Source organism: Phenylobacterium sp., from assembly GCF_030680185.1.
Classification (GTDB): domain Bacteria; phylum Pseudomonadota; class Alphaproteobacteria; order Caulobacterales; family Caulobacteraceae; genus Phenylobacterium.
Genome location: NZ_JAUXVZ010000055.1, coordinates 265,609 through 287,483, shown reverse-complemented (window position 1 = coordinate 287,483; position 21,875 = coordinate 265,609). Strand labels below are relative to the sequence as shown.

Annotated in this window: 20 protein-coding genes; 18 read left to right on the top strand and 2 right to left on the bottom strand. The window is 69.2% G+C overall.

Features of this window, described 5'->3' with window-relative positions; all coding sequences use genetic code 11:
- Positions 1-466: 466 nt before the first annotated feature.
- The 12 genes from Q8L83_RS15800 to murB are packed head-to-tail and all read left to right on the top strand — an operon-like array spanning position 467 to position 13,985.
- Positions 467-934 carry a division/cell wall cluster transcriptional repressor MraZ gene (locus Q8L83_RS15800; protein ID WP_305288581.1) on the top strand — a complete coding sequence of 156 codons (468 nt, stop codon included), beginning with the start codon at positions 467-469 and terminating at the stop codon, positions 932-934.
- Complete coding sequence (rsmH, locus tag Q8L83_RS15795; protein ID WP_305288579.1) at positions 931-1,863, top strand: 16S rRNA (cytosine(1402)-N(4))-methyltransferase RsmH; 933 nt, start codon at positions 931-933, stop codon at positions 1,861-1,863. The genes Q8L83_RS15800 and rsmH overlap by 4 nt, the downstream gene beginning before the upstream one ends.
- On the top strand, positions 1,860-2,186 hold the full coding sequence (locus Q8L83_RS15790) for a cell division protein (RefSeq protein WP_305288577.1): 327 nt from the start codon (positions 1,860-1,862) through the stop codon (positions 2,184-2,186). The genes rsmH and Q8L83_RS15790 overlap by 4 nt, the downstream gene beginning before the upstream one ends.
- The gene (locus tag Q8L83_RS15785) at positions 2,183-3,949 is read left to right on the top strand and encodes a penicillin-binding protein 2 (RefSeq protein ID WP_305288575.1); all 1,767 of its coding nucleotides are present in this window, start codon (positions 2,183-2,185) and stop codon (positions 3,947-3,949) included. Before Q8L83_RS15790 ends, Q8L83_RS15785 begins: the two co-directional genes overlap by 4 nt.
- Positions 3,946-5,400 (top strand): UDP-N-acetylmuramoyl-L-alanyl-D-glutamate--2,6-diaminopimelate ligase, encoded by a 1,455-nt coding sequence (locus tag Q8L83_RS15780; RefSeq protein WP_305288598.1) that lies wholly within the window; start codon positions 3,946-3,948, stop codon positions 5,398-5,400. The genes Q8L83_RS15785 and Q8L83_RS15780 overlap by 4 nt, the downstream gene beginning before the upstream one ends.
- A complete protein-coding gene (murF, locus tag Q8L83_RS15775) occupies positions 5,393-6,790 on the top strand; it encodes a UDP-N-acetylmuramoyl-tripeptide--D-alanyl-D-alanine ligase (protein ID WP_305288573.1) in 1,398 nt (465 codons plus the stop codon). The genes Q8L83_RS15780 and murF overlap by 8 nt, the downstream gene beginning before the upstream one ends.
- Positions 6,790-7,899 carry a phospho-N-acetylmuramoyl-pentapeptide-transferase gene (gene mraY, locus Q8L83_RS15770; protein WP_305288571.1) on the top strand — a complete coding sequence of 370 codons (1,110 nt, stop codon included), beginning with the start codon at positions 6,790-6,792 and terminating at the stop codon, positions 7,897-7,899. The genes murF and mraY overlap by 1 nt, the downstream gene beginning before the upstream one ends.
- Before the next feature lie 19 nt (positions 7,900-7,918).
- Complete coding sequence (murD, locus tag Q8L83_RS15765) at positions 7,919-9,334, top strand: UDP-N-acetylmuramoyl-L-alanine--D-glutamate ligase (RefSeq protein ID WP_305288569.1); 1,416 nt, start codon at positions 7,919-7,921, stop codon at positions 9,332-9,334.
- Positions 9,331-10,524 carry a putative lipid II flippase FtsW gene (ftsW, locus tag Q8L83_RS15760; RefSeq protein WP_305288567.1) on the top strand — a complete coding sequence of 398 codons (1,194 nt, stop codon included), beginning with the start codon at positions 9,331-9,333 and terminating at the stop codon, positions 10,522-10,524. The genes murD and ftsW overlap by 4 nt, the downstream gene beginning before the upstream one ends.
- A 9-nt stretch (positions 10,525-10,533) precedes the next feature.
- Positions 10,534-11,634: an undecaprenyldiphospho-muramoylpentapeptide beta-N-acetylglucosaminyltransferase gene (gene murG, locus Q8L83_RS15755; RefSeq protein ID WP_305288565.1), complete on the top strand. Its 1,101-nt coding sequence runs from the start codon at positions 10,534-10,536 to the stop codon at positions 11,632-11,634.
- 30 nt (positions 11,635-11,664) lie between these two features.
- Positions 11,665-13,089 carry a UDP-N-acetylmuramate--L-alanine ligase gene (gene murC / locus Q8L83_RS15750; RefSeq protein WP_305288563.1) on the top strand — a complete coding sequence of 475 codons (1,425 nt, stop codon included), beginning with the start codon at positions 11,665-11,667 and terminating at the stop codon, positions 13,087-13,089.
- A complete protein-coding gene (murB, locus tag Q8L83_RS15745) occupies positions 13,086-13,985 on the top strand; it encodes a UDP-N-acetylmuramate dehydrogenase (RefSeq protein ID WP_305288561.1) in 900 nt (299 codons plus the stop codon). Before murC ends, murB begins: the two co-directional genes overlap by 4 nt.
- A gap of 3 nt (positions 13,986-13,988) precedes the next feature.
- On the opposite strand, the gene Q8L83_RS15740 is transcribed toward murB, so the two are convergent.
- Both Q8L83_RS15740 and Q8L83_RS15735 read right to left on the bottom strand, forming a co-directional pair.
- Complete coding sequence (locus tag Q8L83_RS15740; RefSeq protein ID WP_305288560.1) at positions 13,989-14,426, bottom strand: type II toxin-antitoxin system VapC family toxin; 438 nt, start codon at positions 14,424-14,426, stop codon at positions 13,989-13,991.
- The gene (locus tag Q8L83_RS15735; RefSeq protein ID WP_304714519.1) at positions 14,423-14,677 is read right to left on the bottom strand and encodes a plasmid stabilization protein; all 255 of its coding nucleotides are present in this window, start codon (positions 14,675-14,677) and stop codon (positions 14,423-14,425) included. The genes Q8L83_RS15740 and Q8L83_RS15735 overlap by 4 nt, the downstream gene beginning before the upstream one ends.
- A 218-nt stretch (positions 14,678-14,895) precedes the next feature.
- On the opposite strand from Q8L83_RS15735, the gene Q8L83_RS15730 reads away from it, so the two are divergent.
- From Q8L83_RS15730 to Q8L83_RS15705, 6 genes are all read left to right on the top strand, one after another.
- Positions 14,896-15,195 carry a class I SAM-dependent methyltransferase gene (locus Q8L83_RS15730; RefSeq protein WP_305288557.1) on the top strand — a complete coding sequence of 100 codons (300 nt, stop codon included), beginning with the start codon at positions 14,896-14,898 and terminating at the stop codon, positions 15,193-15,195.
- A gap of 21 nt (positions 15,196-15,216) precedes the next feature.
- The gene (locus Q8L83_RS15725; RefSeq protein ID WP_305288555.1) at positions 15,217-15,615 is read left to right on the top strand and encodes a hypothetical protein; all 399 of its coding nucleotides are present in this window, start codon (positions 15,217-15,219) and stop codon (positions 15,613-15,615) included.
- Positions 15,616-15,814: 199 nt separating this feature from the next.
- Complete coding sequence (locus Q8L83_RS15720) at positions 15,815-16,870, top strand: efflux RND transporter periplasmic adaptor subunit (protein WP_305288553.1); 1,056 nt, start codon at positions 15,815-15,817, stop codon at positions 16,868-16,870.
- Positions 16,867-19,962, top strand: a complete 3,096-nt coding sequence (locus tag Q8L83_RS15715; protein WP_305288550.1) for an efflux RND transporter permease subunit — start codon at positions 16,867-16,869, stop codon at positions 19,960-19,962. Before Q8L83_RS15720 ends, Q8L83_RS15715 begins: the two co-directional genes overlap by 4 nt.
- 76 nt (positions 19,963-20,038) lie before the next feature.
- Complete coding sequence (locus tag Q8L83_RS15710; protein ID WP_305288548.1) at positions 20,039-20,986, top strand: D-alanine--D-alanine ligase; 948 nt, start codon at positions 20,039-20,041, stop codon at positions 20,984-20,986.
- Entirely contained in the window at positions 20,952-21,866 is a 915-nt protein-coding gene (locus Q8L83_RS15705) for a cell division protein FtsQ/DivIB (RefSeq protein ID WP_305288545.1), read from the top strand. Before Q8L83_RS15710 ends, Q8L83_RS15705 begins: the two co-directional genes overlap by 35 nt.
- Positions 21,867-21,875 lie beyond the last annotated feature (9 nt).

Genomic DNA, 21,875 nt, shown 5'->3' with positions numbered 1-21,875 from the left:
CAAGCCCCGCCAGGAGCAAGACCGAATAGGGATTCCGCGCCGGCGCAAGCCGGTAGGGCCGTCGTTGGCCTGAGGCGTCCGGGTTGGTCGCGAGAACCGTCCCGCAAGGGCCGGTCCAGAGGAATGGTCGCCGCATCCGGCTTCAGGGTTCGCCCTGGGTCGGGTGGCACAGAACCCGGCTTATAGGCCGTCTGATCCACTCTCCCATCCCCAGCAAAGCGTTCGGTCCCAAGTATACTTAACATGTTCCATGTATGTTCTGTGGAGTGTTTACATCCGTTAACCATAATAAAGATGCGACATCTTTGTATTCTGGGGATTCTGGGCGCTAGAGTCATTGCGACCCAATCCATCCCATGTTAACCCAATTCCTGTTCGCTAGGGGTTGGCGAACCCCGTGCGACCTGGGCGCGGGCTGGTGGGGATGGCGACCGGCGGCGGTCGTGGGAGAGGGTTTCGGGCGCGGATGTTTGTCTCGACCTTCGAGAAACAGCTGGATGCCAAGCGGCGCCTCTTGGTGCCGCAGGAGTTCCGCGCTCTCGTCTCGGGACCCTTCGACGGCGTCGTCTGCTTTCCCTCCATCGAGGCCGACTGCATCGAAGGGGGCGGCAAGGCCCTGTTCGACCGCTACAACGGCCTGATCGAAGAGCTGGAGTTCGGCGATCCCCTGCGCTCGGCGCTGGAGGTCTCGGTGCTCGGCGGCATGGCGCGCCTGTCCTTCGACACGGCTGGCCGGGTGACCCTGCCGGAAACCCTGTGTGATCTGTTTGGCCTGACCGACTGGGTCGTCATCGTCGGCCTGGGCGATCGTTTCCAGATCTGGGAGCGCGAAGCCTTCCAGGCCCATCGCGCCGCCCAGCGGGAACTGGCCCGCGAAGGCCTGGCCAAGATGCGCGCCGATCAGCGCGCCGCGCGCCTGGGCGTCGCGTCATGAGCACGCCGCATCTCCCCGTCCTGTTGGATGAGGTGGTCGAGGCCCTGGCCATCGGCCCCGGCGACGTGGTGGTCGATGGCACCTTCGGGGCCGGCGGCTATGCCCGCGCCCTTCTAGCGGCCGGCGCCAAGGTGACGGCGTTCGACCGCGACCCCACCGCCGCCCGCTATGCCGCCGATCTGCCGGCCGAGACCTTCACCCTGATCTGCGCGCGGTTTTCGGAGATGGATGAGGTCCTGGGGGAGGGCGGCGCCGATGGCGTGGTCCTGGACCTCGGCGTCTCGTCGATGCAGCTGGACGAGGCCGATCGCGGCTTCTCCTTCATGCGCGACGGCCCCCTGGACATGCGCATGAGCGACCAGGGCGAAACCGCCGCCGATCTGGTCAACACCGCCGAGCCCGAGGACCTGGCCCGCATCCTCTTCGTCTATGGCGAAGAGAAGAAATCCCGCCGGATCGCCGGCGCCATCGCGCGCCGCCGGGTTCAGCAACCTTTCACCCGCACCGGCGAACTGGCCGACTTCATCGAGGGCGTCCTGGGCGGTCGCCGGGGCGCCAAGGCCCATCCGGCAACCCGATCCTTCCAGGCCCTGCGCATCGCCGTGAATGACGAGCTGGCCGAGCTGGAAGCCGGTCTGGCGGCCGCCGAGCGCGTGCTGAAGCCGGGCGGGCGCCTGGTGGTCGTCACCTTCCATTCGCTGGAGGACCGCATCGTGAAGGCCTTCCTGGGCGAGCGAGCCGGCCGCACCCCGGCCGGCTCGCGCCACCTGCCTCAGCAGCAGGACCCCCGCCAGCCCAGCTTCGAGCTCGCCTTCAACGGCGCCCGCACCGCCGGCCAGGCGGAGCTGGACGCCAATCCCCGCGCCAGGTCGGCCAAGCTGCGCGCCGCCGTCCGCACCGAGGCCCCTGTCTGGAAGGTCGCCGCATGAGCGTCTTTACCCGTCGCGTCCGCGGCTTTCGCCTTATCGACGTGGTGGCCCTGGGGCTGCTCGTCCTGTTGATCATGAGCGTCTATCTGGCCAAGACCATGGCCAGCCGCGAGCGGGCGCAGATCGCCCAGGTCGAGCGCCAGATCAGCTCTGAAACCGCCCGCATCCGGCTGCTGGAGGCCGAGGTGGCCCATCTGGAGCAGCCCGCGCGGATCGAACGCCTGTCGACCGCCTATCTGGAAATGGCGCCGGTGACCGTCTCCCAGGAAACGACCCCCGACACCCTGGCGATCATCACCCTTCCGAAGGTGGCGCGCCCATGAGCCTTGGCGGCGGTGTTCTTCAGCGACGTTTCCCCTTCGGCCTTCGCTGGCTGGGGGCCGGCCTCTGGCGGCTGGAACACGCCTTCGAGCGGGCCCGCGCCTCGGGCCGGGCCGAAGACGATGCGCGCATCCGCATCTTCTTCGTCATGGTCCTGTTCTCCCTGGGCTTCGTCGCCCTGGCCATTGGCGCGGCACAGGCCGCCCTGTTCTCCGACGCCGCCCGCGGGGGCGGGGCCGGCTGGGTCTCGCCCCAGTCGCGCGCCGATATCGTGGATCGTCATGGCCGCCTGCTGGCCGCCGACCTGCCGCACTACGGACTCTATGTCGATCCCAGCGAGGTCTGGGATGTGGCCGCCACCCGCGTCGCCCTACGCGCCGCCCTGCCGTCGATCGATGATGCGCGTCTCGAGCGCGCCCTGACCGGAGACCGTCGCACCTTCCTGACGGGGGGCATGACGCCGGTGGAACGGGCCGCCATCCATCGCCTGGGCCTGCCGGGGATCTCCTTCGAGCCGGAGCAGAAGCGCGTCTATCCGCTGAACAACACCGCCGCCCACCTGATTGGCTTCGCCGACACCGGCGGCGAGGGCCTCGCCGGCGCCGAACTGGCCCTGAACGACCAGATCCGCAACCTGGCTGGCGCGGGCGGAGAGGTGGCGTTGTCCATCGACCTGCGCGTCCAGGGCGCCCTGGAGGACGAACTGCGCAAGGCCGCCTTGACCTATGGTCCCCGCGGCGCGGTCGGCATCGTCGCCAATGTCCATACGGGCGAACTGCTTGGCGTCGCCAGCTATCCGGACTTCGACCCGAACAACCCAGGCGCGGCCTCGCCCGAGGCGCGCCTGAACCGCGCCGCCTCTGCGGTCTTCGAAATGGGCTCGACCTTCAAGGCCTTCACGGTCGCCGTCGGCCTGGACGCCGGGGTCGCCACCATGGCGTCCACCTTCGATGCGCGTGAGCCCTTCAAGCTCGGCTACCGGACCATTAGCGACTACCACGCCTCGCGGAAGATCCTGACCCTGGTGGAGGTATTCCAGCATTCGTCCAACATCGGCACCGCCAAGCTGGCCGTGGGCGTCGGGCCCGAGCGCCTGAGCCGCTACTTCACCGATCTTGGCCTGACCACCGCCGCCGAGATCGAGCTCAAGGAGTCGGCCTCGCCCTTGACGCCCAAGGTCTGGAACGAGGACGCCGTGGCCTCCACCTCGTTCGGCCACGGGATGAATGTCTCGCCCCTGGCCCTGACCCGGGCCATGCTACCCCTGCTGAACGGTGGCAAGCTGGTGCCGCTGACCATTCACAAGCGTGAGCCGGGCTTCCGGCCGCCGGTGAAGCAGGTGCTGTCGGAAACCACCTCGGCTCAGATGCTGCAGATCATGCGCGCCAACGTCACCGGCGGCAGCGGCGGCAAGGCCGATGCGCCCGGCCTGAGCGTCGGCGGCAAGACCGGCACCGGCGAGAAGTACGATCCCGAAATCCGTCGCTACAATGGCAAGCGCCAGGTGTCGTCCTTCGCCGCGGTCTTCCCCACCGATGGGCCGCTGGAGAACGACCGCTATTTCGTGCTGATCCTGCTGGACGAACCGCACGGCACGCCGGAGACCTTCGGCTACTCCACCGGCGGCTGGGTGGCCGCGCCGGCCACCGGCCAGGTCATCGCCCGGATCGCGCCGTTCCTGGGGGTCTCGCGCCATGTGGGGCCGATGGAGAACCAGCCCCGCCTGGCCTCGGTCCAGGTCCCGGTCATGGGAGGCGATCTCTGATGGCGCGTCTCTCCGATCTCGTTCGGCGCGATCTCGCCGTTGATCCGCAGGTGACCGGCGTCACCGCCGACAGCCGCAAGGTGCAGCCGGGCTATCTGTTCGCGGCCCTGCCAGGCGCGAAGGCCGATGGCGCGGCCTTTGCGGCCCAGGCCGTGGCCGCCGGCGCCGTCGCTGTGCTGTCGGCCGAGCCTCTGGAAGGCCTGGACGTTCCGGTGGTGACCAGCGCCGACCCCCGTCGCGCCTACGCCCTGGCCGCATCGGCCTTCTGGGGCGTCCAGCCGCGCGTCGTGGTGGCGGTGACCGGCACCAATGGCAAGACGTCCGTCGCCACCTTCTGCCGCCAGATCTTCGCCAGCGCCGGGCGCAAGGCCGCGAGCATGGGCACCCTCGGCGTCCTCGCCACCGGGCCTGGCCTGAATGAACAGCTGACGCCCTCTGGCCTGACCACGCCCGACGCCGCCGATGTGGCCGAGCTGATGTCCCGGCTGGCGGGCCTCGGCGTCACCCACCTGGCCCTGGAGGCCTCGTCCCACGGGATCCACCAGCGCCGGCTGGACGGGGTGGACCTGAAGGCCGCGGGCTTCCTCAACCTGACCCAGGACCATCTCGACTATCATGGCGACATGGCCGCCTATCAGGCCGCCAAGCTGCGCCTGTTCGAGACGCTGCTGCCCCGGGGCGCCACGGCGGTCCTGAACGCCGATTCCGAGGCCTTTCCGGCCTTCGCCGCCGCCGCCATTCAGGCGGGCCAGGCCATTCTGTCGGTGGGTGAGGGCGGTCAGAGCCTGCGCCTCGACCGCCGCGAGCTGCAGCCGGATGGCCAGCGGCTGAGCCTGATCCATGATGGCCGCACCTTCGATCTGCGCCTGCCCCTGGCCGGCGCTTTCCAGGCCGCCAACGCCCTGGTCGCAGCGGGCCTCTGCCTGGCCGCTGGCGAGAGCATCGAGACCGTCCTGGCCGCCCTGGAGCGCCTGGAGGGCGCGCCTGGCCGCCTGCAGCGCGTCGGCGCCGGACCTCGCGGCGGCGAGGCCTATGTGGACTACGCCCATACGCCCGATGGTCTCGAGACCGTGCTCAAGGCCCTGCGGCCCCACACCCGCGGCCGGCTGATCGTCGTCTTCGGCGCCGGTGGGGACCGGGACGCCGCCAAACGCCCGCTGATGGGCAAGGCCGCCGCAGACCTGGCCGACATCGCCATCGTGACCGACGACAATCCGCGCAGCGAAGACCCCGCCGCGATCCGCGCCCAGGTCCGCCAGGGCGCGCCTGACGCCCAGGACATCGGTGACCGTCGCGAAGCCATCGCCGCGGCCGCAGACCTCATGCGGGACGGCGACGTCCTGGTGGTGGCCGGCAAGGGCCATGAGCAGACCCAGACCGTCGCTGGGGTGACTCATCATTTCGACGACGTGGCCGTGACCGCCCAGGCGCTGGAGGCCGTCCATGTCTGAGCCCCTCTGGACCGCCCAGGAAATCGCCCAGGCCGTCGGCGGCGATGTGGTCGGCGGCGACTTCGCCGTGACCGGCCTGTCCATCGACAGCCGCTCGGTGGAGCCTGGCGACCTGTTCATCGCCCTGGCCGGCGCCCGGGATGGCCACACCTTCGTCGCCCAGGCCCTGGCCCAAGGCGCGGCCGGCGCCCTGGTGTCAGCGCCGCAGGGCGGATCGGCTGTCGTGGTCGCAGACGTCTTCAAGGCGCTCGAGACCCTGGGCGTCGCCGCGCGCGATCGTGCGCCCCAGGCCCGCCGCGGCGCCGTCACCGGATCGGTCGGCAAGACCAGCGTGACCCAGGCGGTGCGCGCGGGCCTCGCCATCGCCGGCAAGGCGCATTCGTCGGTGAAGTCCTACAACAACCACATCGGCGTGCCGCTCACCCTGGCCCGCATGGCCCGCGACACCGAACGCGCGGTGTTCGAGATCGGCATGAACCACGCCGACGAGATCACCCCCCTGTCGCAGATGGTGCGTCCCCATGCGGTCCTGATCACGACGGTCGGCCCGGTGCATGTGGAGAACTTCCCCGACGGCGAGGCCGGCGTCGCCCGCGCCAAGGCCGAGATCTTCGACGGGCTCACGCCCGGCGGCGTCGCCATCCTCAACGCCGACAATGTCTGGTTCGATCAGCTGCGCCGCGCCGCCCAGGCCGCCGGCGCGCAGGTCCGCACCTTCGGTACGGGCGAGGGCTGCGATGCGCGGCTCACCGCCTTCAATCCGGGGCCGGGCGAGGCCATGGTGCGGGCGGTGCTGAACGGTCAGGCCTTGGACTTCCCGATCCTGCAGACCGGCTTCCACTGGGGCCTGAACAGCATGGCGGTGCTGCTGATGCTGGAGGCCCTGGACGTGACGCTGGACGACGCCGTCACGGCCCTGGGCGCCTTCGAGCCCCTGGCTGGCCGCGGGGCCGAGCGTCAGGTGGCCATCGCAGGCGGCGCCTTCACCCTGATCGACGAGAGCTACAACGCCAATCCGATCTCCATGGCCGCGGCGATTTCCAGCCTCGGCGCCCGCAAGCCCGAGGGGCGGCGGATCGTCGCGCTGACCGACATGCTGGAGTTGGGGGCTGAGGCCGAAGCTTTCCACCGCGCCCTGGCCGCGCCCTTGGAAGCGGCCGATGTGGACCTGGTCTTCTGCGCCGGGCCTTTGATGAAATCCCTCTGGGACGCCCTTCCTTCGACTCGTCGGGGCGGGTACGCCGAGAACGCAGCCCAGATTGGGCCGCAGGTCGTCCGGGCCGTAGAGCCTGGCGATATCGTGATGGTCAAAGGGTCTAACGGCTCCAAAGCGGGTGCGGTCGCCGCCGCCCTCGTCGAGGCTGGCCGTGAGCTGGGGGGGCAGGGCTGATGTTCTATTGGCTCTACACGCAGATGGCGGCTGAGGGGCATGTGCCCCTGCTCAACCTGCTGAAATATCTCACGTTCCGCACTGGCATGGCGCTGTTCACCGCCCAGCTGGTGGTCATGCTGATGGGCTCGCGCTTCATCCGCTGGATGCAGGCCAAGCAGGGCAAGGGCCAGCCGATCCGCGCCGACGGCATCGAGCGCCACATCGTCGAAAAGGCCGGCACGCCGACCATGGGCGGGGTGATGATCCTGGCCGGGCTGATCGTCGGCACCCTGCTGTGGGCCGACCTTTCCAACATCTATGTCTGGGTGGTGCTGTTCGTGACCGCCAGCTACGGCGTCCTGGGCTTCACCGACGACTACGCCAAGGTGACCAAGCAGACGACGGCCGGGGTCTCCAGCCGCGTGCGCCTTGTGCTGGAAGTGGCCATCGCGCTCGCCGCCGTGGCGATCCTGATCATCTATGGCGGGCGGACGGCGGAGTCGCCGGAACTGCCGACCTCGGTGGCCTTCCCGATCTTCAAGCAACTGCTGCTGGACATGGGCTGGTTCTACCTGGTGTTCGGCGCCCTCGTGATCGTCGGCGCCGCCAATGCGGTGAACTTCACCGACGGCCTCGACGGGCTGGCCACCGTGCCGGTCATGATCGCCGCCGCGGCCTTCGGCCTGATCGCCTATCTCGTTGGCAACTACCTGTTCTCCAACTACCTGCAGCTGCACTTCGTGCCAGGGGTGGGCGAGGTGGCCGTCATATGCGGCGCCATCATCGGGGCTGGCCTGGGCTTCCTCTGGTACAACGCGCCGCCGGCCAAGATTTTCATGGGCGACACCGGATCGCTGGCCCTGGGCGGCGCGCTCGGCGCCGTGGCCGTGGCCACCAAGCACGAGATCGTCCTGGCCATCGTCGGCGGCCTCTTCGTGCTGGAGACGCTCTCGGTGATGATCCAGGTGGCGTCGTTCAAGCTCACCGGCCGCCGGGTCTTCCGCATGGCGCCGATTCACCACCATTTCGAAAAGCTCGGCTGGTCTGAGTCCACCGTGGTGATCCGGTTCTGGATCGTGGCGGTGATGCTGGCCCTCCTGGGTCTTGCGACCCTGAAGCTGCGATAGGGAGGCTGGCGCGCAAACCATGATCCCGGTCCGCGGTTTCGAAGGCAAGACGGTGGCTGTGTTCGGCCTGGCCCGCACAGGGCTGGCGGCCGCGCGCGCCCTGCAGGCCGGCGGCGCGAACCTGGCCCTGTGGGACGATCGCCCCGCCGCCCGCGAAGCCGCCCTCGCCGAGGGCTTCGAGCTGACCGACCTGAATTCCGCCGACTGGTGGGGCTTTTCCGCCCTGCTGCTGTCGCCCGGGGTGCCGCTGACCCATCCTGCGCCGCACTGGACCGTCGAGCGGGCCAAGGCCGCCGGCGTGGAGATCGTCGGCGACATCGAGCTTTTCGCCCGCGCCGTGAACGCTGCGCCCGAGCACAAGCGGCCCAAGGTCGTGGCCATCACCGGCACCAACGGCAAGTCCACCACGACGGCCCTGATCGCCCACATCTGCGCCAGCGCCGGCCGCGACACCCGGATGGGCGGCAATATCGGCGTCGGCGTGCTGGGGCTTGAGGATATGCACGGCGGCGCGGTCTATGTGCTGGAGATGTCGTCCTACCAGCTCGACCTGACCTCGAGCCTGAAGCCCGACGTTTCTCTGCTGCTCAACATCACCCCCGACCACCTGGACCGCCATGGCGGCATGGACGGTTATGTGGCGGCCAAGCGCCGGGTGCTGCTGAACCAGGGCAAGGGCGACACCGCCATCATCGGCGTGGACGATCCCTACGGTCAGCGCATCTGCACCGAAGTGGTGGCCGCCAACCGCCGGACCATCGTGCCGATCTCGTCCAGCAAGGCCATCGGCCGGGGCGTCTATGTGCTTCAGGGCCTGCTCTATGACGCCACCGGTGAGCGCGCCGTCGAGATCGCCGACCTGCTGCGCGCCCGCTCCCTGCCGGGCCGGCACAACTGGCAGAACGCCGCGGCCGCCTATGCCGCGGCCCGGGGCCTGGGACTGACGCCGGAAGAGGCGGCCGAAGGCCTGATGACCTTCCCTGGCCTCGCCCATCGCATGGAAACGGTCGGCCAACTCGGCCGCGTGCGTTTCGTCAACGACTCCAAGGCCACCAACGCCGACGCCGCCCGCCAAGCCATGTCCAGCTATCCCAAGATCTACTGGATCGCCGGCGGCCAGGCGAAAGCCGGCGGCATCGAAAGCCTGTCGGATCTCTTTCCCCGCATCGAAAAGGCCTATCTGATCGGCGAGGCCTCCCACACCTTCGCCGACGTCCTCACGGGCAAGGCCCCCGTCGCCGAATGCGGCACCCTGGAGCGGGCCGTCTCGCGGGCCTATGCCGACGCCGCGGCTTCCGGCCAGGAGGCCGTGGTCCTGCTGTCGCCAGCCTGCGCCTCGTTCGATCAGTTCGCCGACTTCGAAGCCCGCGGCGACGCCTTCCGCCATGCGGTCCAGGCCCTTGAAGCTCCGGCCCAACAAGGCGCGCGAGCATGAGCGCCGCCGATCCCGCGAGCCGACCCAATCAGGCCCATGCCTTCGCCCGCAGCGATCGCTCGGCCCTTGGCGTCTGGTGGTGGACCATCGATCGCTGGCTGCTGGGCGCGGTGGCGGTGCTGATCGCCCTCGGCATCCTGCTCGCCTTCTCCGCCAGCCCGGCGGCGGCGGCGCGGATGAATGTCGGCGACCCCTTCCACTTCGCGATCCGGCAGTGCGTCTTCGCCGTGATCGGCGCCGCCGTGCTGATCGGGACCTCGATGCTCGACATCAAGTCGGTGCGGCGGGCGGCGTTTTTTATCTTCGTCGGCGCGATCCTGCTGATGATCGCCCTGCCGTTCCTGGGGCACAACGCCAAGGGCGCGACACGCTGGGTCCAGTTCGCCGGCTTCACCCTGCAGCCGTCGGAATTCATGAAACCGGCCCTGATCGTCCTGGTCGCCTGGATGTTCTCCGAGGGCCAGAAGGGGCAGGGCGTGCCCGGCGTCAGCATCGCCTTTGGCCTCTATATCCTCGCCGTGGGCCTCCTGCTCATGCAGCCTGACCTCGGCCAGACCGTGCTGATCACCGTCGCCTTCGGGGCGGCCTTCTGGATGGCGGGCGTGCCTTTGTCCTGGGTCATGCTGCTGGCTGGCGCGGCGATGGCGGGGCTGTTCAGCACCTATTTCGTCTTTCCCCACGTGGCCGACCGGGTGAACCGCTTCTTCCGACCCGAGGCGGCAGACACCCATCAGGTGGACCGGGCGGCCGAGGCCATTGCGGCGGGCGGCCTGTTCGGCCGCGGGCCCGGCGAAGGCGTGATGAAGCGCCACGTGCCCGACCTGCATAACGACTTCATCTATTCGGTGGGGGCCGAGGAGTACGGCCTCATCTTCAGCCTGATCATCCTGGCGCTGTTTTCCGTCATCGTCATCCGCGGCCTGTACAAGGCCATGAAGCTCAGCAACGCCTTCGAACAGGTGGCGGCCGCGGGCCTGTTCGTCCTGGTGGGCCAGCAGGCGATCATCAATGTGGCGGTGAACCTGAACCTGATCCCCACCAAGGGCATGACCTTGCCCTTCCTGTCCTATGGCGGCTCGTCCCTGATCGCCTCGGGCCTCACCCTTGGCCTCGCCTTGGCCCTGACCCGTCGCCGGCCGGGCGCCTATGCCCCGTCCGAAGGGCTCGCCAAGGCCGGCGCCTTCGCCTAAACGCAAGCCATGCGCAAGCTCGCCGTGGTCGCCGCCGGGGGAACCGGAGGCCATCTCTTTCCCGCTCAGGCGCTCGCAGAGACGCTGATCGCTCGCGGCTGGCGGGTGGTGCTGGCCTCGGACGAGCGCGTCGCCGCCTTCGCCGAGAATTTTCCGGCCGAGCAGCGGATCGGCCTGTCGGCCCGCACCTTCAAGTCCGGCGATCCCATCGGCATGGCCCAGGCGGGCCTGGCGATCATTCAGGGCGTCCTGCAGGCCCGCGCCGCCTTCCGACGCCTGGACCCCGCCGTCGTCGTGGGCTTTGGCGGCTATCCCTCGGTGCCGGGCCTGCTGGCCGGGATCACCCAGGGCCGGCCGACCGTCATCCACGAGCAGAACGCCGTCATGGGCCGGGCCAACCGCCGCATGGCCAGCCATGTGACCACCGTCGCCTGCGCTTTTCCGAGCCTGCAGAAGGCGCCGCCCAAGGTGGCGGAAAAGGCCGTGGTGGTGGGCAATCCGGTGCGCCAGGAGATCCGCGACCTGGCCGACAAGCCCTATCTGCCGCCCGAGGACGGCGGCACCCTGCGCCTGCTGGTCACCGGCGGCAGCCAGGGCGCGCGCCTGCTGTCGGAGCTGATGCCCGAGGCCATCCGCGCCCTGCCGGAAGAGCTGCGGGTGCGCCTGCGGGTGCAGCAGCAGACCCGCAAGGAATCCATGGACGGCGCCCGCCGCATCTATGCCGACGCCATGGTCGAGGCCGAGATCGCCCCCTTCTTCCGCGACATGGCCACCCGCCTGCGCCAGGCCCACCTGGTGGTCGGCCGCGCCGGCGCCGGGACGGTCTGCGAGTTCGCCATCGCCGGACGGCCCGCGATCCTGGTGCCCCTGGCCATCGCCCTGGATGATGACCAGGGCCAGAACGCCCAGGTCATGGCCGATGCGGGCGGCGCGGTGATCGCCCGGGAAAGCCAGCTGACGGTCGACTCCATGTCCAACGCGCTGGAAAAGTTGCTGACCAACCCTGAGCGCCTGGCCCGCATGTCGGCCGGCGCCCGCTCCATCGCCAAGCCGGACGCCGCCGAGCGCCTGGCCGACCTGGTCGAACAGACCGCCGCCCAGGGCCGCTAGGTCCCTCTAAAGCCAAGGCCCCGCCGCCCCATGAACCGTCGCCGTCCCGTCCCCTTCGAACTCGGCCCTGTCCACTTCATCGGCATTGGCGGCATCGGCATGAGCGGTATCGCCGAGATCATGCTGCGCATCGGCTATACGGTGCAGGGCTCAGACTCCAAGGCCGGCGCCAACACCGAGCGGCTGGAGAAGCTAGGGGCCAAGATCTTCATCGGCCATGAGCAGAGCCAGGTCGAAGGCGCCTCGGCGGTCGTCTATTCCACGGCGGTCAAGCAGGACAATCCCGAGATGCAGGCCGCCCGCGAGCGACGCCTGCCCCTGGTGCGCCGCGCCGAGATGCTGGCCGAGCTGATGCGCCTGCAGTTCTCGGTGGCTGTCGGCGGCACGCACGGCAAGACCACCACCACCTCGATGATCGCCTCGCTGCTGGACGCCGGCGGTCTGGACCCCACCGTGGTCAACGGCGGCATCATCAACGCCTATGGCACCAACGCCAAGGTTGGGGAGGGCGACTGGATCGTCGTCGAGGCCGATGAGAGCGACGGCACCTTCCTGAAGCTGAAGTCGACGGTCGCCGTGGTGACCAATATCGACCCCGAGCACCTGGACCATTACGGCGACTTCGAAGCGGTGAAGAAGGCCTTCCAGGACTTCATCGAGAACATTCCCTTCTATGGCTTCGCCGCGGTCTGCACCGACCATCCCGAGGTGCTGGCCCTGACCTCGCGGGTCGAGAACCGCCGGCTGGTGACCTATGGGGTCAACCCCCAGGCCGAGGTCCGCGCCGAGAAGATCTCCATGGGTCCCGACGGCGCCCATTTCGACGTGGTGATCCGACCCCTGCAGGGCGAGCCGATCCGCATGGAAGACCTGCACATGCCCATGGCCGGCATGCACAATGTGCTGAACGCCCTGGCCGCCGTGGCCGTGGCGCGCGAGTTGTCGGTGGACGCCGAGTCGATCCGAGCCGGCCTCACCGGCTTTGGGGGGGTGAAGCGTCGCTTCACCACCACCGGGACGTCCGGCGGGGTGCGGGTGATCGACGACTATGGCCACCATCCCGTCGAGATCAGCTCGGTGCTCAAGGCCGCCCGCGCGGTGACCAACGGGCGGGTTCTGGCCGTGGTCCAGCCTCACCGCTATTCGCGGCTCAAGGACCTGTTCGAGGACTTCTGCGCCTGCTTCAGCGACGCCGATGTGGTGATCGTTGCCGATGTCTACGCCGCCGGCGAAGCGCCCCTGGACGGCGCCAGCCGCGAGGCCCTGGTCGACGGCCTGCGCCGCTATGGCCACCGCCGCGCCCTGCCGCTGTCGGGTCCCGAAGACCTGGCGCGCATGGTGCTGCAGGAGGCCAAGGACGGCGACCTGGTGGTCTGCCTGGGCGCCGGCGACATCACGACCTGGGCCTACGCCCTGCCGGGCGAGCTCGACGCCCTGCGCAGCCAGGCCACATGAGCTGGCGTGACCGCCTGCCGGCGGCCCGCGGCAAGGTCCTGCGGGACGAGCCGCTCTCGCCCTACACCTGGTTCCGGGTCGGCGGCCGCGCCGACGTGCTCTTCCTGCCCGCCGACAGCGACGACCTGGCGAGCTTCCTGGGTGACCTTGAGCCCGAGGTCCCCGTCACCGTCCTGGGGGTCGGCTCGAACGTCATCATCCGTGACGGTGGGATCGAGGGCGTCGTCGTCCGTCTCGCCGGCAAGGCCTTTGGCCAGGTGACGACCGACGGCCTGAGGGTCACCGCCGGCGCTGCAGCCCTCGACGCCATGGTCGCCCGAGCGGCGGCCAAGGCCGGGGTGGCCGGCCTGGAATTCTATGCTGGCATTCCGGGCTCCATCGGCGGCGCGCTGACCATGAACGCCGGCTGCTACGGCGCCGAGACCAAGGACGTCCTGGTCTCCGCCTGGGGGATCGACCGCACTGGCGCTCGCCGGGACTTCGCCCTGACCGACTTCGGCTACACCTATCGCCACAGTCAGGCGCCGGCCGACATCATCTGGATCGAGGCGGTCTATGAGGGCCAGGCCGACGATCCGGCCGCCATCACCGCCCGCATCGATGAGATCACCGCCCGGCGGGAGACGACCCAGCCGATCCGCGAAAAGACCGGCGGCTCCACCTTCAAGAACCCACCGGGCCACTCGGCCTGGAAGCTGGTGGACGAGGCCGGCTGGCGCGGCAAGCCCCACGGCGGCGCCATGTTTTCCCCCCTGCATTCCAACTTCATGATCAACACCGGCGAAGCCACCGCCGCCGACCTGGAGGGCCTGGGCGAAGCGGTGCGGGCTGACGTAGCCCAGAAACTGGGCGTCACCCTGGACTGGGAAATCAAGCGGATCGGTCGGAAGATCTGAGGCTCAGGTCGCGGGGATGTCTTCCCCAAAGCGCCAGGGATCAATCACCTTCAGGCCGCCGGCCATAAAGGCGCTCACGTCGCGGGACGCCACGGTGAACCCGTGGACCGCAGCGATCGCGGCGATGTAGCCATCTGGCGTGGGAAAGCCCTTGCCGGCCAAACGAGCCATGACGGCCAGACCGGCGTAGCGCTGCGCCGCCCCTATGTCGAAGGGCAGTACGCGGTCGGCAAACAGGGTCAGAACGCCATCCACCATATCATGCAGCCGGTCCTTCCGTGCCCCCGCCGGGAGCACGCCGACGCCGAACAGGAGTTCAGCGACGGTGACGCTGGAGATGAACAGCGTCTCGGCCGCCTGTGCGTCAAGCCAGCGAAGAACCGCCGGATGCGGCTCAGGCTTCATCGCCTCCGAGACGACATTGGTGTCGAGCAGGATCATTCGAACCGCAGGGGTTCGGCAGGCGTCCTATCGCGGGTTTCGTCGAGCGCTTCAACGTCTGCATTGGTGAGCCCGATGTTCCGACTCATCTCAGCCAGCGCTGTGCCAAGACGAACCCGGCTCGCCGGCCGCACGGCCGCCTCTAGTATGACGCGCATCTCAGCCTCGGTGCTGCGACCATGCTGCGCAGCCCGCACCTTCAGGGCGCGATGGGCCTCATCTGAAAGGTTGCGAATGGTGACGGCGGCCATGATGGCTAAGACTCACGTTGATAGCGTTGATAGCAATTTACTAAATATGCCATCACAGCTCAAGGGCGCCCGCGTCCAAACTTCGACATCTTCGGTTAGCGCCCCTAGGGTTGGGCGTGCACACAGAACCGCTCGCCATTGATCATCCTCGAGTACGAGCCTGGCTGGAAATCCGCGAGCCGCTTGAGCGACAGCTGTCTCCCCTGGGACGAGCGGCCATGCAGACCTTGGGGCTGGCCGGAGGCGAACGCGTCCTGGACGTCGGGTGTGGGGTTGGAGGCACGCCTACAGCTCTCGCCCAGGCTGTCGGGCCGAGCGGGCGGGTCATGGGGCTGGAGCTTCTGCCCGCAGCCGTCGAGGCGGCGAGGCGGACCGAGGGCCTGCCAGCGAATGTCTCGTTCGAATGCGGCGACGCACAAACATTCCCGCTCAACCCGGGCGCGTTCGACGCGATTTTCTCCCGGTTTGGGATGATGTTCTTCGCCCGCCCGGCGGACGCCCTGAGCAACCTGAGGTAGGCGTTGCGTCCTGGGGGGCGGATGAGTTTCGTTTGCTGGAGGGCGCTGTCGGAGAACGAACTCGATCGCTTCTCGCTAGACGCCGCCGCGCCGCATCTACCGGCCGAGCTCGTGACCCAAGCCCCGAAGGCCGCCTCGTTCTCGTTCTCAGATCCTGACCACCTATTGAACCTCATGCAGGCGGCCGGCTTCGGCGCGATCAGGATCGATGCTCATGACGAGCTTGTCAGCAGTGGAGACCTGGACTCGATGGTCGAGGTCTGTTCTCGGGTTGGCGCGCTCGGCGCCATCCTGCGTGAGCATACCCATCTTGTCCCGAACGCGACGTCGGCGCTGAGGGAGGCCCTGGCCGCCCGGGATGGGCCGGGCGGTCCAGGGTTGCGCGCCTCAACCTGGATTGTTTCTGCGCAAGTCAGTTGAGGTCCCGCTGATGATGTCTCGCGACTCAGAATTGCCTCTATGGAATCAACTCAAAGGCGACCTTGGCCGGTTGCTCTCCTCAAATGCCGTTCCTGTTTACATCGTAAGCTAACACTGTTTAGATCGCCCCTCCAAAGGGATGGGGTGAGCCATGCGCGTGACTTGGGCGAGGGCGTATTTGGGGCTGGGGGTCGCAGGATTGCTCGCCGCCTGCGGGGGCGCCGATCCTGAGGCGGCGACGGCGCCCTTGCCGGCGGTGGAGGCGGTGGCGGTGCGCGATCCCAGCGGGGCGTCGCAGATCACCGCCACCGGCGCCCTGGCCCGGCAGCGGGAGGCGCAGTTGTCGTTCCGTGTGCCTGGCGTCATCACCGAACTCACCGTGGACGAGGGGGACATCGTCCGCGCCGGCCAAGTCATTGCGCGCCTGGATCCGACGACGGTGGAGGCCGGACGCCAGCGGGCCCAGGTGGAGCTCGATCGCGCCCGCCGGGACCTGGAGCGTGACCAGGCCCTGTTCGACAAGGGCTTTGTCAGCCGCCAGCGGGTCGACGACCGCCAGAGCGCGCTGGCCGCCGCTGAGGCGGCCTATGCGTCGGCCGCCTTCGACCGCCGCTGGGCGACCCTGACGGCGCCGGCCGCGGGCGTCGTCCTGTCGCGCACCATGGCGGCGGGGCAGGTGGTCCAGGCCGGCCAGGCGGTGGTCACCGTCGCTGACGCCGGCTCGCCTCTCGTGCTGCGCGCGCCGGTTCCCGACAGTCAGGCGAGCCGCATCGTCATGGGCGCCTCGGCCGAGGTGCGCGTGGGCGGCCAGACCCTGCCGGGCCGGGTGATCCTGATCGGCGGCGAGAGCGGGGCGTCCACCGGCACGGTGGATGTCGAGATCGAGATCGCCGCAGCGCCAGGTCTGCGCAGCGGCCAGGTGGCCACCGCTATGATCGCCGGCGCAGCCAGTCAGGGTGGCGACGCCGGCTATTCCCGCGCCCCGGCCGAGGCGATCCAGGAGGCCGACAATGGCCGCGCCTTCGTCCTGCGCCTGGATAATGGCGTGGCGCGGCGCACGGCGGTGGAGTTCGGCGGCTTTGACGGGGACGACGCCCTGATCCGCGGCCTGGCGCCGGGGGCGCGGGTGATCACCGCAGGCGGCGGCTTCGTCGGCGACGGCGACAAGGTGCAGGTGGTCGACCCCACCGCCCTGGTGGCCAGCGCTCAAAAGACGGCGCCCCGGAGCGCGGCGCCCAAGAGTTTCGGCCAATGACCTTCGATCCCGCCGGCTTCGCCGTCCGCCGCTGGCAGTTCACCCTGGTGGCGTTTGCGCTGCTGACCATGCTGGGCCTGAACGCCTTCTTCAGCACGCCCCGGTCCGAGGATCCCCACTTTCCGATCCCGGTGATGGTGGTCCGCGCCGTCCTGCCCGGCGCCGAGCCCACCGAGATGGAGCAGCTCATCGCCGACCCGCTGGAGGACGCCCTCGACGGCCTCGACGATGTGGGCGAGATCCGCTCCACCAGCCAGGACGGCTCGGCCGTGGTCCAGGTGGAGTTCGACTGGAGCGTCGACACCGATCGCAAGTATGACGAGGTGGTGCGCGAGGTGAACGCCCTGCGCCCGACCCTGCCGGACGGACTCGCCCTGCTGGAGGTGCGCCGTGCGCGCACCACCGAGGTCGCGGTGGTCCAGGTGGCCCTGGTCAGCGAGCACCTGCCCATGCGCCGCCTGGAAAAGGTGGCCGAGCGTCTGCGCGAACGCCTGGCCCGGGCGCCGGGGGTGCGCCAGGCCGAGTACTGGGGCGCGCCGCCGTCCGAGGTTCAGGTGGCCCTGGACCTGCCCAGGCTTGCAGCCCTTCAATTGCCAGCCACCGCCGTCGCCGACGCCCTGGCCGCGGCTGGGGCCGAGGCGCCCATCGGCGCGGTCCATGCGGGCGACCGCCGGTTCAACGTCAAGGCCGGCGGCGCCTTCCGCGACCTGGACGCCATCCGCCAGACGCCGGTGCGCTCGGTGGATGGCAGGGTCGTGCGGGTGCAGGACGTGGCCCAGGTGGACTGGTCCCAGGCCGAGGCCACCCATCTGACGCGCTTCAATGGCGCGCGCGCCCTGTTCGTCACCGTCAAGCAGAAGGACGGCGCCGATGTCGCCAAGCTGACCGCAGGCGTCAACGCCGCCCTGGACGAGTTCGAAAAGACCCTGCCGTCGGGGGTGAAGCTGGAGCGCGGCTTCCAGCAGTCGGAGAATGTGAAGCACCGGCTTAACCGCCTGTTCCGCGACTTCGGCCTGGCGCTGACCCTGGTGCTGATCACCCTGCTGCCCCTGGGCTTCCGGGCCGGCGTAGTGGTGATGATGTCGATCCCGCTGTCGCTGCTGATCGGCCTGTCGGTGATGCAGGGGCTGGGCTTCACTCTGAACCAGCTGGCCATCGCCGGCTTCGTGCTCAGCCTTGGCCTGCTGGTGGATGACTCCATCGTGGTGACCGAGAATATCGCGCGGCGCCTCAGGGCCGGCGAGGACCGGACTACCGCGGCGATCAACGGCACGCGGCAGATTTCCATGGCCGTGCTGGGCTGCACCGCCACCCTGATGCTGGCCTTCCTGCCGCTGATGTTCCTGCCGGAAGGGGCGGGCGCCTATATCCGCTCATTGCCCGTGGCGGTGCTGACGACGGTGGGCGCCTCGCTCCTGGTCTCGCTGACGGTGATCCCCTTCCTGGCCAGCCGCATCCTGTCGCGGCACGAGGACCCGGAAGGCAATGCGATCCTGCGGACGATCAATGGGGCGATCCACCGCTTCTATACGCCGATCCTGCACCGGGCCCTGGCGCGGCCGTGGGCGGCGCTGGCGATCATCCTGGCCATCTGCGCCACCACCATCCCGATGCTGGGGGCCATCGGCTCATCCCTGTTCCCGGCCGCCGAGACGCCGCAGTTCATCGTCCGCATCGAAACCCAGCAGGGGACCTCGATGGCCAAGACCGATGAGGCCCTGCGCTATGTGGAGGCCCGCCTGGCCCAGGAAGAGGCTGTCGTCTGGCGCGCGGGCAACCTCGGCCGCGGCAATCCCCAGATCTTCTACAATGTGAACCAGGCCGAGCCGCAGCCCAACTATGCCGAGGTCTACGCCTCGCTGGGCGCCTGGGAGCCGGGGGAGAGCCCCGAGCTGCTGGATCGTCTGCGCCAGGACTTCGACCTCTATCCGGGCGCGAAGATCCGCGTAATCGTGTTCGAGAACGGCCCGCCCATCGAGGCGCCCATCGCCGTTCGCCTGCAGGGCCAGGACCTCAGCGTTCTCAAGGCCCTGGCGGCCCAGACCGAGGCGGTGCTGAAGGCGACGCCCGGCGCCCGCGACGTCGCCAATCCCATGCGCCTGGACCGCACCGACCTCGATCTTGGCCTGGACGAGGCGAAGGCGGCGGCGCTGGGCGTGCCCGCCGGCGCAGGCCGCCGCATCACCCGCCTGGCCCTGTCGGGCGAGCCTGTGGCCCGCTATCGCGACGCCGACGGCGACGACTATGCGGTCAATGTCCGCCTGCCCATGGAGGGGCGCAACGAACTGGCGGCCCTGGACGGGATCTACCTGCCCACCACCACGGGCCAGAACGTGCCCATGGGCGCGGTGGCGAGCCCGGCGCTCACCTCCAGCCCGGCGCGGATCGACCGGGTGGACCGGCTGCGGACGGTCACCGTCACCGCCTATGTCAGCACGGGCTATCTGACCTCGAAGGTGACCGCCGATGTCCAGGCGCGGCTGGATGAGGCGATCGCCCTGCCGCCGGGCTACGGCCTGTCCCTGGGCGGCCAGGCCGAGGCCCAGTCGGAGAGCTTTGCAGGTCTGGGGGCTGCGGTGATGATCGCCGTCTTCGGCATCCTGGCCGTGCTCGTGCTGGAGTTCGGCAAGTTCAAGACCGCCCTGGTGGTGGCCGGTATCATCCCGCTCGGCCTGTTCGGCGCCGTCGCGGCCCTCTGGCTGACAGGCAACTCCATGTCGTTCACGGCCACCATCGGCATGATCGCCCTGATCGGGATCGAGATCAAAAACTCCATCCTGCTGGTGGACTTCACCGAACAGCTCCGCCGCACCGGCGTACCCCTGCGCGCCGCCATCGAACGGGCCGGCGAGGTGCGATTCCTGCCGGTGCTGCTGACCTCGGTGACGGCCATTGCGGGCCTGACGCCGCTGGCCCTGGAAGGCTCAGGCCTCTACTCGCCGCTGGCCATCGCCATCATGGGCGGACTGGTCACCTCGACCTTCCTGTCGCGGGTGGCGACGCCGGTCATGTACTGGCTGCTGTCGCGGGGAGAGCGGGAGGCAGAGGCGGCCTCGGACGCCGTACTGACCGCCCCGTCGCCGGTGATCTGAGGAGGCGAGGGCGCTTGACGCGCCGGCCCTGGCCGCCGAAGGGGGAGGCCTGGACCTTCCGTAATACGAGACGCCCATGGCCTTTTCCGTCGCCGGTAAACACGTCGCTGTCCTGCTGGGCGGCCTCTCGCCCGAGCGGGAGGTCAGCCTGGTTTCCGGCGCGGCCTGCGCTGACGCCCTGGAGCGCCTGGGCGCCCGGGTGACCCGCGTGGACGCCGGCCGCGACGTGGCCCAGCGGCTGGCCGAGCTGAAGCCCGATGTCTGTTTCAACGCCCTGCACGGAGAGTGGGGCGAGGACGGCTGCGTCCAGGGCGTGCTCGAAACCCTGGGCCTGCCCTACACCCATTCCGGCGTCCTGGCCTCGGCGCTCGCCATGGACAAGGCCAAGGCCAAGGCCGTCCTGGCTGCGGCCGGCGTGACCGTGCCGGGCGGCGGGCTGTTCAACCGGTTCGAGGCCGCCGCCGACCACGTCATGGCGCCCCCCTATGTGGTCAAGCCCAACGCCCAGGGATCGTCCGTCGGCGTCTTCCTGGTCTTCGAAGGTGCGAATCGGCCGCCGCAGGAGCTCGTGGCGCCGAGCTGGACCTTCGGCGAGGAGGTGATGATCGAGCCCTATATCCGGGGAAAAGAGCTCGCCTGCGGCGTAATGGCCGGAAAGGCGATGACGGTGACCGACATCGTGCCCAGGACGGGGTTCTATGACTATGAGGCCAAGTACGGGGAGGGGGGCTCAGACCACGTGATCCCCGCCCAGATTCCACCGCATGTATTTGAAAAGGCGATGGAACTGAGTGAGCGGGCGCACGCAGCCCTGGGTTGTCGCGGGGTGACCCGGTCTGATCTTCGTTATGACGACATTAACGACATTCTGGTCCTCTTGGAGGTCAATACCCAGCCCGGGATGACGCCCACTTCGCTCGTGCCAGAGCAGGCGGCCAAGCTCGGGGTGGATTTCGACCAACTGGTGCATTGGATTACGGAGGACGCCTATGCCCGCGGCATTGCGGGGGGGAGCGCAGACTAAGGCGAAGCCCCGGGCCAAAGCGCCCTCCAGTCCCCGAAAGACCCGCGGCGCGTCCAAGGCTCAGCCGGCCTACGCGCCGGGCAAGCTGGGCGCGGTCCGCGGCCTTGGCCTGTCCCCCGGGCACGCCTTGATCGCGGCTGGCGGCGTGCTGGCCCTGACCCTGGTCGTGGCCCTGTCCACCGGCGATCGCGCCGAGAAGATCGGCCAGGGAACCCAGGCCGCCCTTGGCCGGCAGTTCGCCGGCCTCGGCTTCCGCCTCAACGCCGTCCACGTCCAGGGCGCCTCGCCGGCCGCCACCGCCGACATCCTGGCCGCGGCCGGCGTCTACAAGGATCAGCCGGTTCTCGGCCTGGACCTGGAGGCGCTGCGCGCCCGGGTCGAAGCCGTGGGCTGGGTCGAGGAGGCCCGCATCGTGCGGCTTCTGCCCGACACCCTGATCATCGCCATTTCCGAGCGTCGGCAACTGGCGGTCTGGCAGCACAATGGGTCCAGCCGGGTCATCGACGCCGAGGGCCAGGTCATCCCTGAGGCCAATCCCTTGCGAGCGGCCAACCTGCCCCTGGTGGTCGGCCAGGGCGCCGATCAGCACGCGGCGGCGATCCTGCCGAGGATCGCGGCGCGCCCGCGGCTGATGAGCCGGGTGGAGGCCCTGGTGCGGGTCGACGACCGGCGCTGGGACCTGCGGCTCAAGGACGGATCTCTCGTTCAACTTCCGGCGGTCGACGAAGAAGCGGCCCTTATTCAGCTGGAACAGCTCGACCAGCGCTCTCGGATACTCGAGCTGGGCTTTGCACGGATCGACCTGCGCGATCCGACGATGGTGGCGGTGCGTCCGCGCGACCAGGTCCGCTCCGGCGGTCTGGTCGCTGACGGCGCCTAGGTGGTGGAA

What these genes read in the sequence shown, in the direction of transcription:
- murF (WP_305288573.1), top strand. Translation starts at nt 5,393, where the DNA reads ATGTCTGAGCCCCTCTGGACCGCCCAGGAAATCGCCCAGGCCGTCGGC.
- Q8L83_RS15790 (WP_305288577.1), top strand. Translation starts at nt 1,860, where the DNA reads ATGAGCGTCTTTACCCGTCGCGTCCGCGGCTTTCGCCTTATCGACGTG.
- murD (WP_305288569.1), top strand. Translation starts at nt 7,919, where the DNA reads ATGATCCCGGTCCGCGGTTTCGAAGGCAAGACGGTGGCTGTGTTCGGC.
- rsmH (WP_305288579.1), top strand. Translation starts at nt 931, where the DNA reads ATGAGCACGCCGCATCTCCCCGTCCTGTTGGATGAGGTGGTCGAGGCC.
- Q8L83_RS15715 (WP_305288550.1), top strand. Translation starts at nt 16,867, where the DNA reads ATGACCTTCGATCCCGCCGGCTTCGCCGTCCGCCGCTGGCAGTTCACC.
- murB (WP_305288561.1), top strand. Translation starts at nt 13,086, where the DNA reads ATGAGCTGGCGTGACCGCCTGCCGGCGGCCCGCGGCAAGGTCCTGCGG.
- Q8L83_RS15800 (WP_305288581.1), top strand. Translation starts at nt 467, where the DNA reads ATGTTTGTCTCGACCTTCGAGAAACAGCTGGATGCCAAGCGGCGCCTC.
- Q8L83_RS15710 (WP_305288548.1), top strand. Translation starts at nt 20,039, where the DNA reads ATGGCCTTTTCCGTCGCCGGTAAACACGTCGCTGTCCTGCTGGGCGGC.
- mraY (WP_305288571.1), top strand. Translation starts at nt 6,790, where the DNA reads ATGTTCTATTGGCTCTACACGCAGATGGCGGCTGAGGGGCATGTGCCC.
- Q8L83_RS15725 (WP_305288555.1), top strand. Translation starts at nt 15,217, where the DNA reads ATGAGTTTCGTTTGCTGGAGGGCGCTGTCGGAGAACGAACTCGATCGC.
- ftsW (WP_305288567.1), top strand. Translation starts at nt 9,331, where the DNA reads ATGAGCGCCGCCGATCCCGCGAGCCGACCCAATCAGGCCCATGCCTTC.
- murG (WP_305288565.1), top strand. Translation starts at nt 10,534, where the DNA reads ATGCGCAAGCTCGCCGTGGTCGCCGCCGGGGGAACCGGAGGCCATCTC.
- Q8L83_RS15705 (WP_305288545.1), top strand. Translation starts at nt 20,952, where the DNA reads ATGCCCGCGGCATTGCGGGGGGGAGCGCAGACTAAGGCGAAGCCCCGG.
- Q8L83_RS15730 (WP_305288557.1), top strand. Translation starts at nt 14,896, where the DNA reads ATGCAGACCTTGGGGCTGGCCGGAGGCGAACGCGTCCTGGACGTCGGG.
- Q8L83_RS15740 (WP_305288560.1), bottom strand. Translation starts at nt 14,426, where the DNA reads ATGATCCTGCTCGACACCAATGTCGTCTCGGAGGCGATGAAGCCTGAG.
- Q8L83_RS15735 (WP_304714519.1), bottom strand. Translation starts at nt 14,677, where the DNA reads ATGGCCGCCGTCACCATTCGCAACCTTTCAGATGAGGCCCATCGCGCC.
- murC (WP_305288563.1), top strand. Translation starts at nt 11,665, where the DNA reads ATGAACCGTCGCCGTCCCGTCCCCTTCGAACTCGGCCCTGTCCACTTC.
- Q8L83_RS15785 (WP_305288575.1), top strand. Translation starts at nt 2,183, where the DNA reads ATGAGCCTTGGCGGCGGTGTTCTTCAGCGACGTTTCCCCTTCGGCCTT.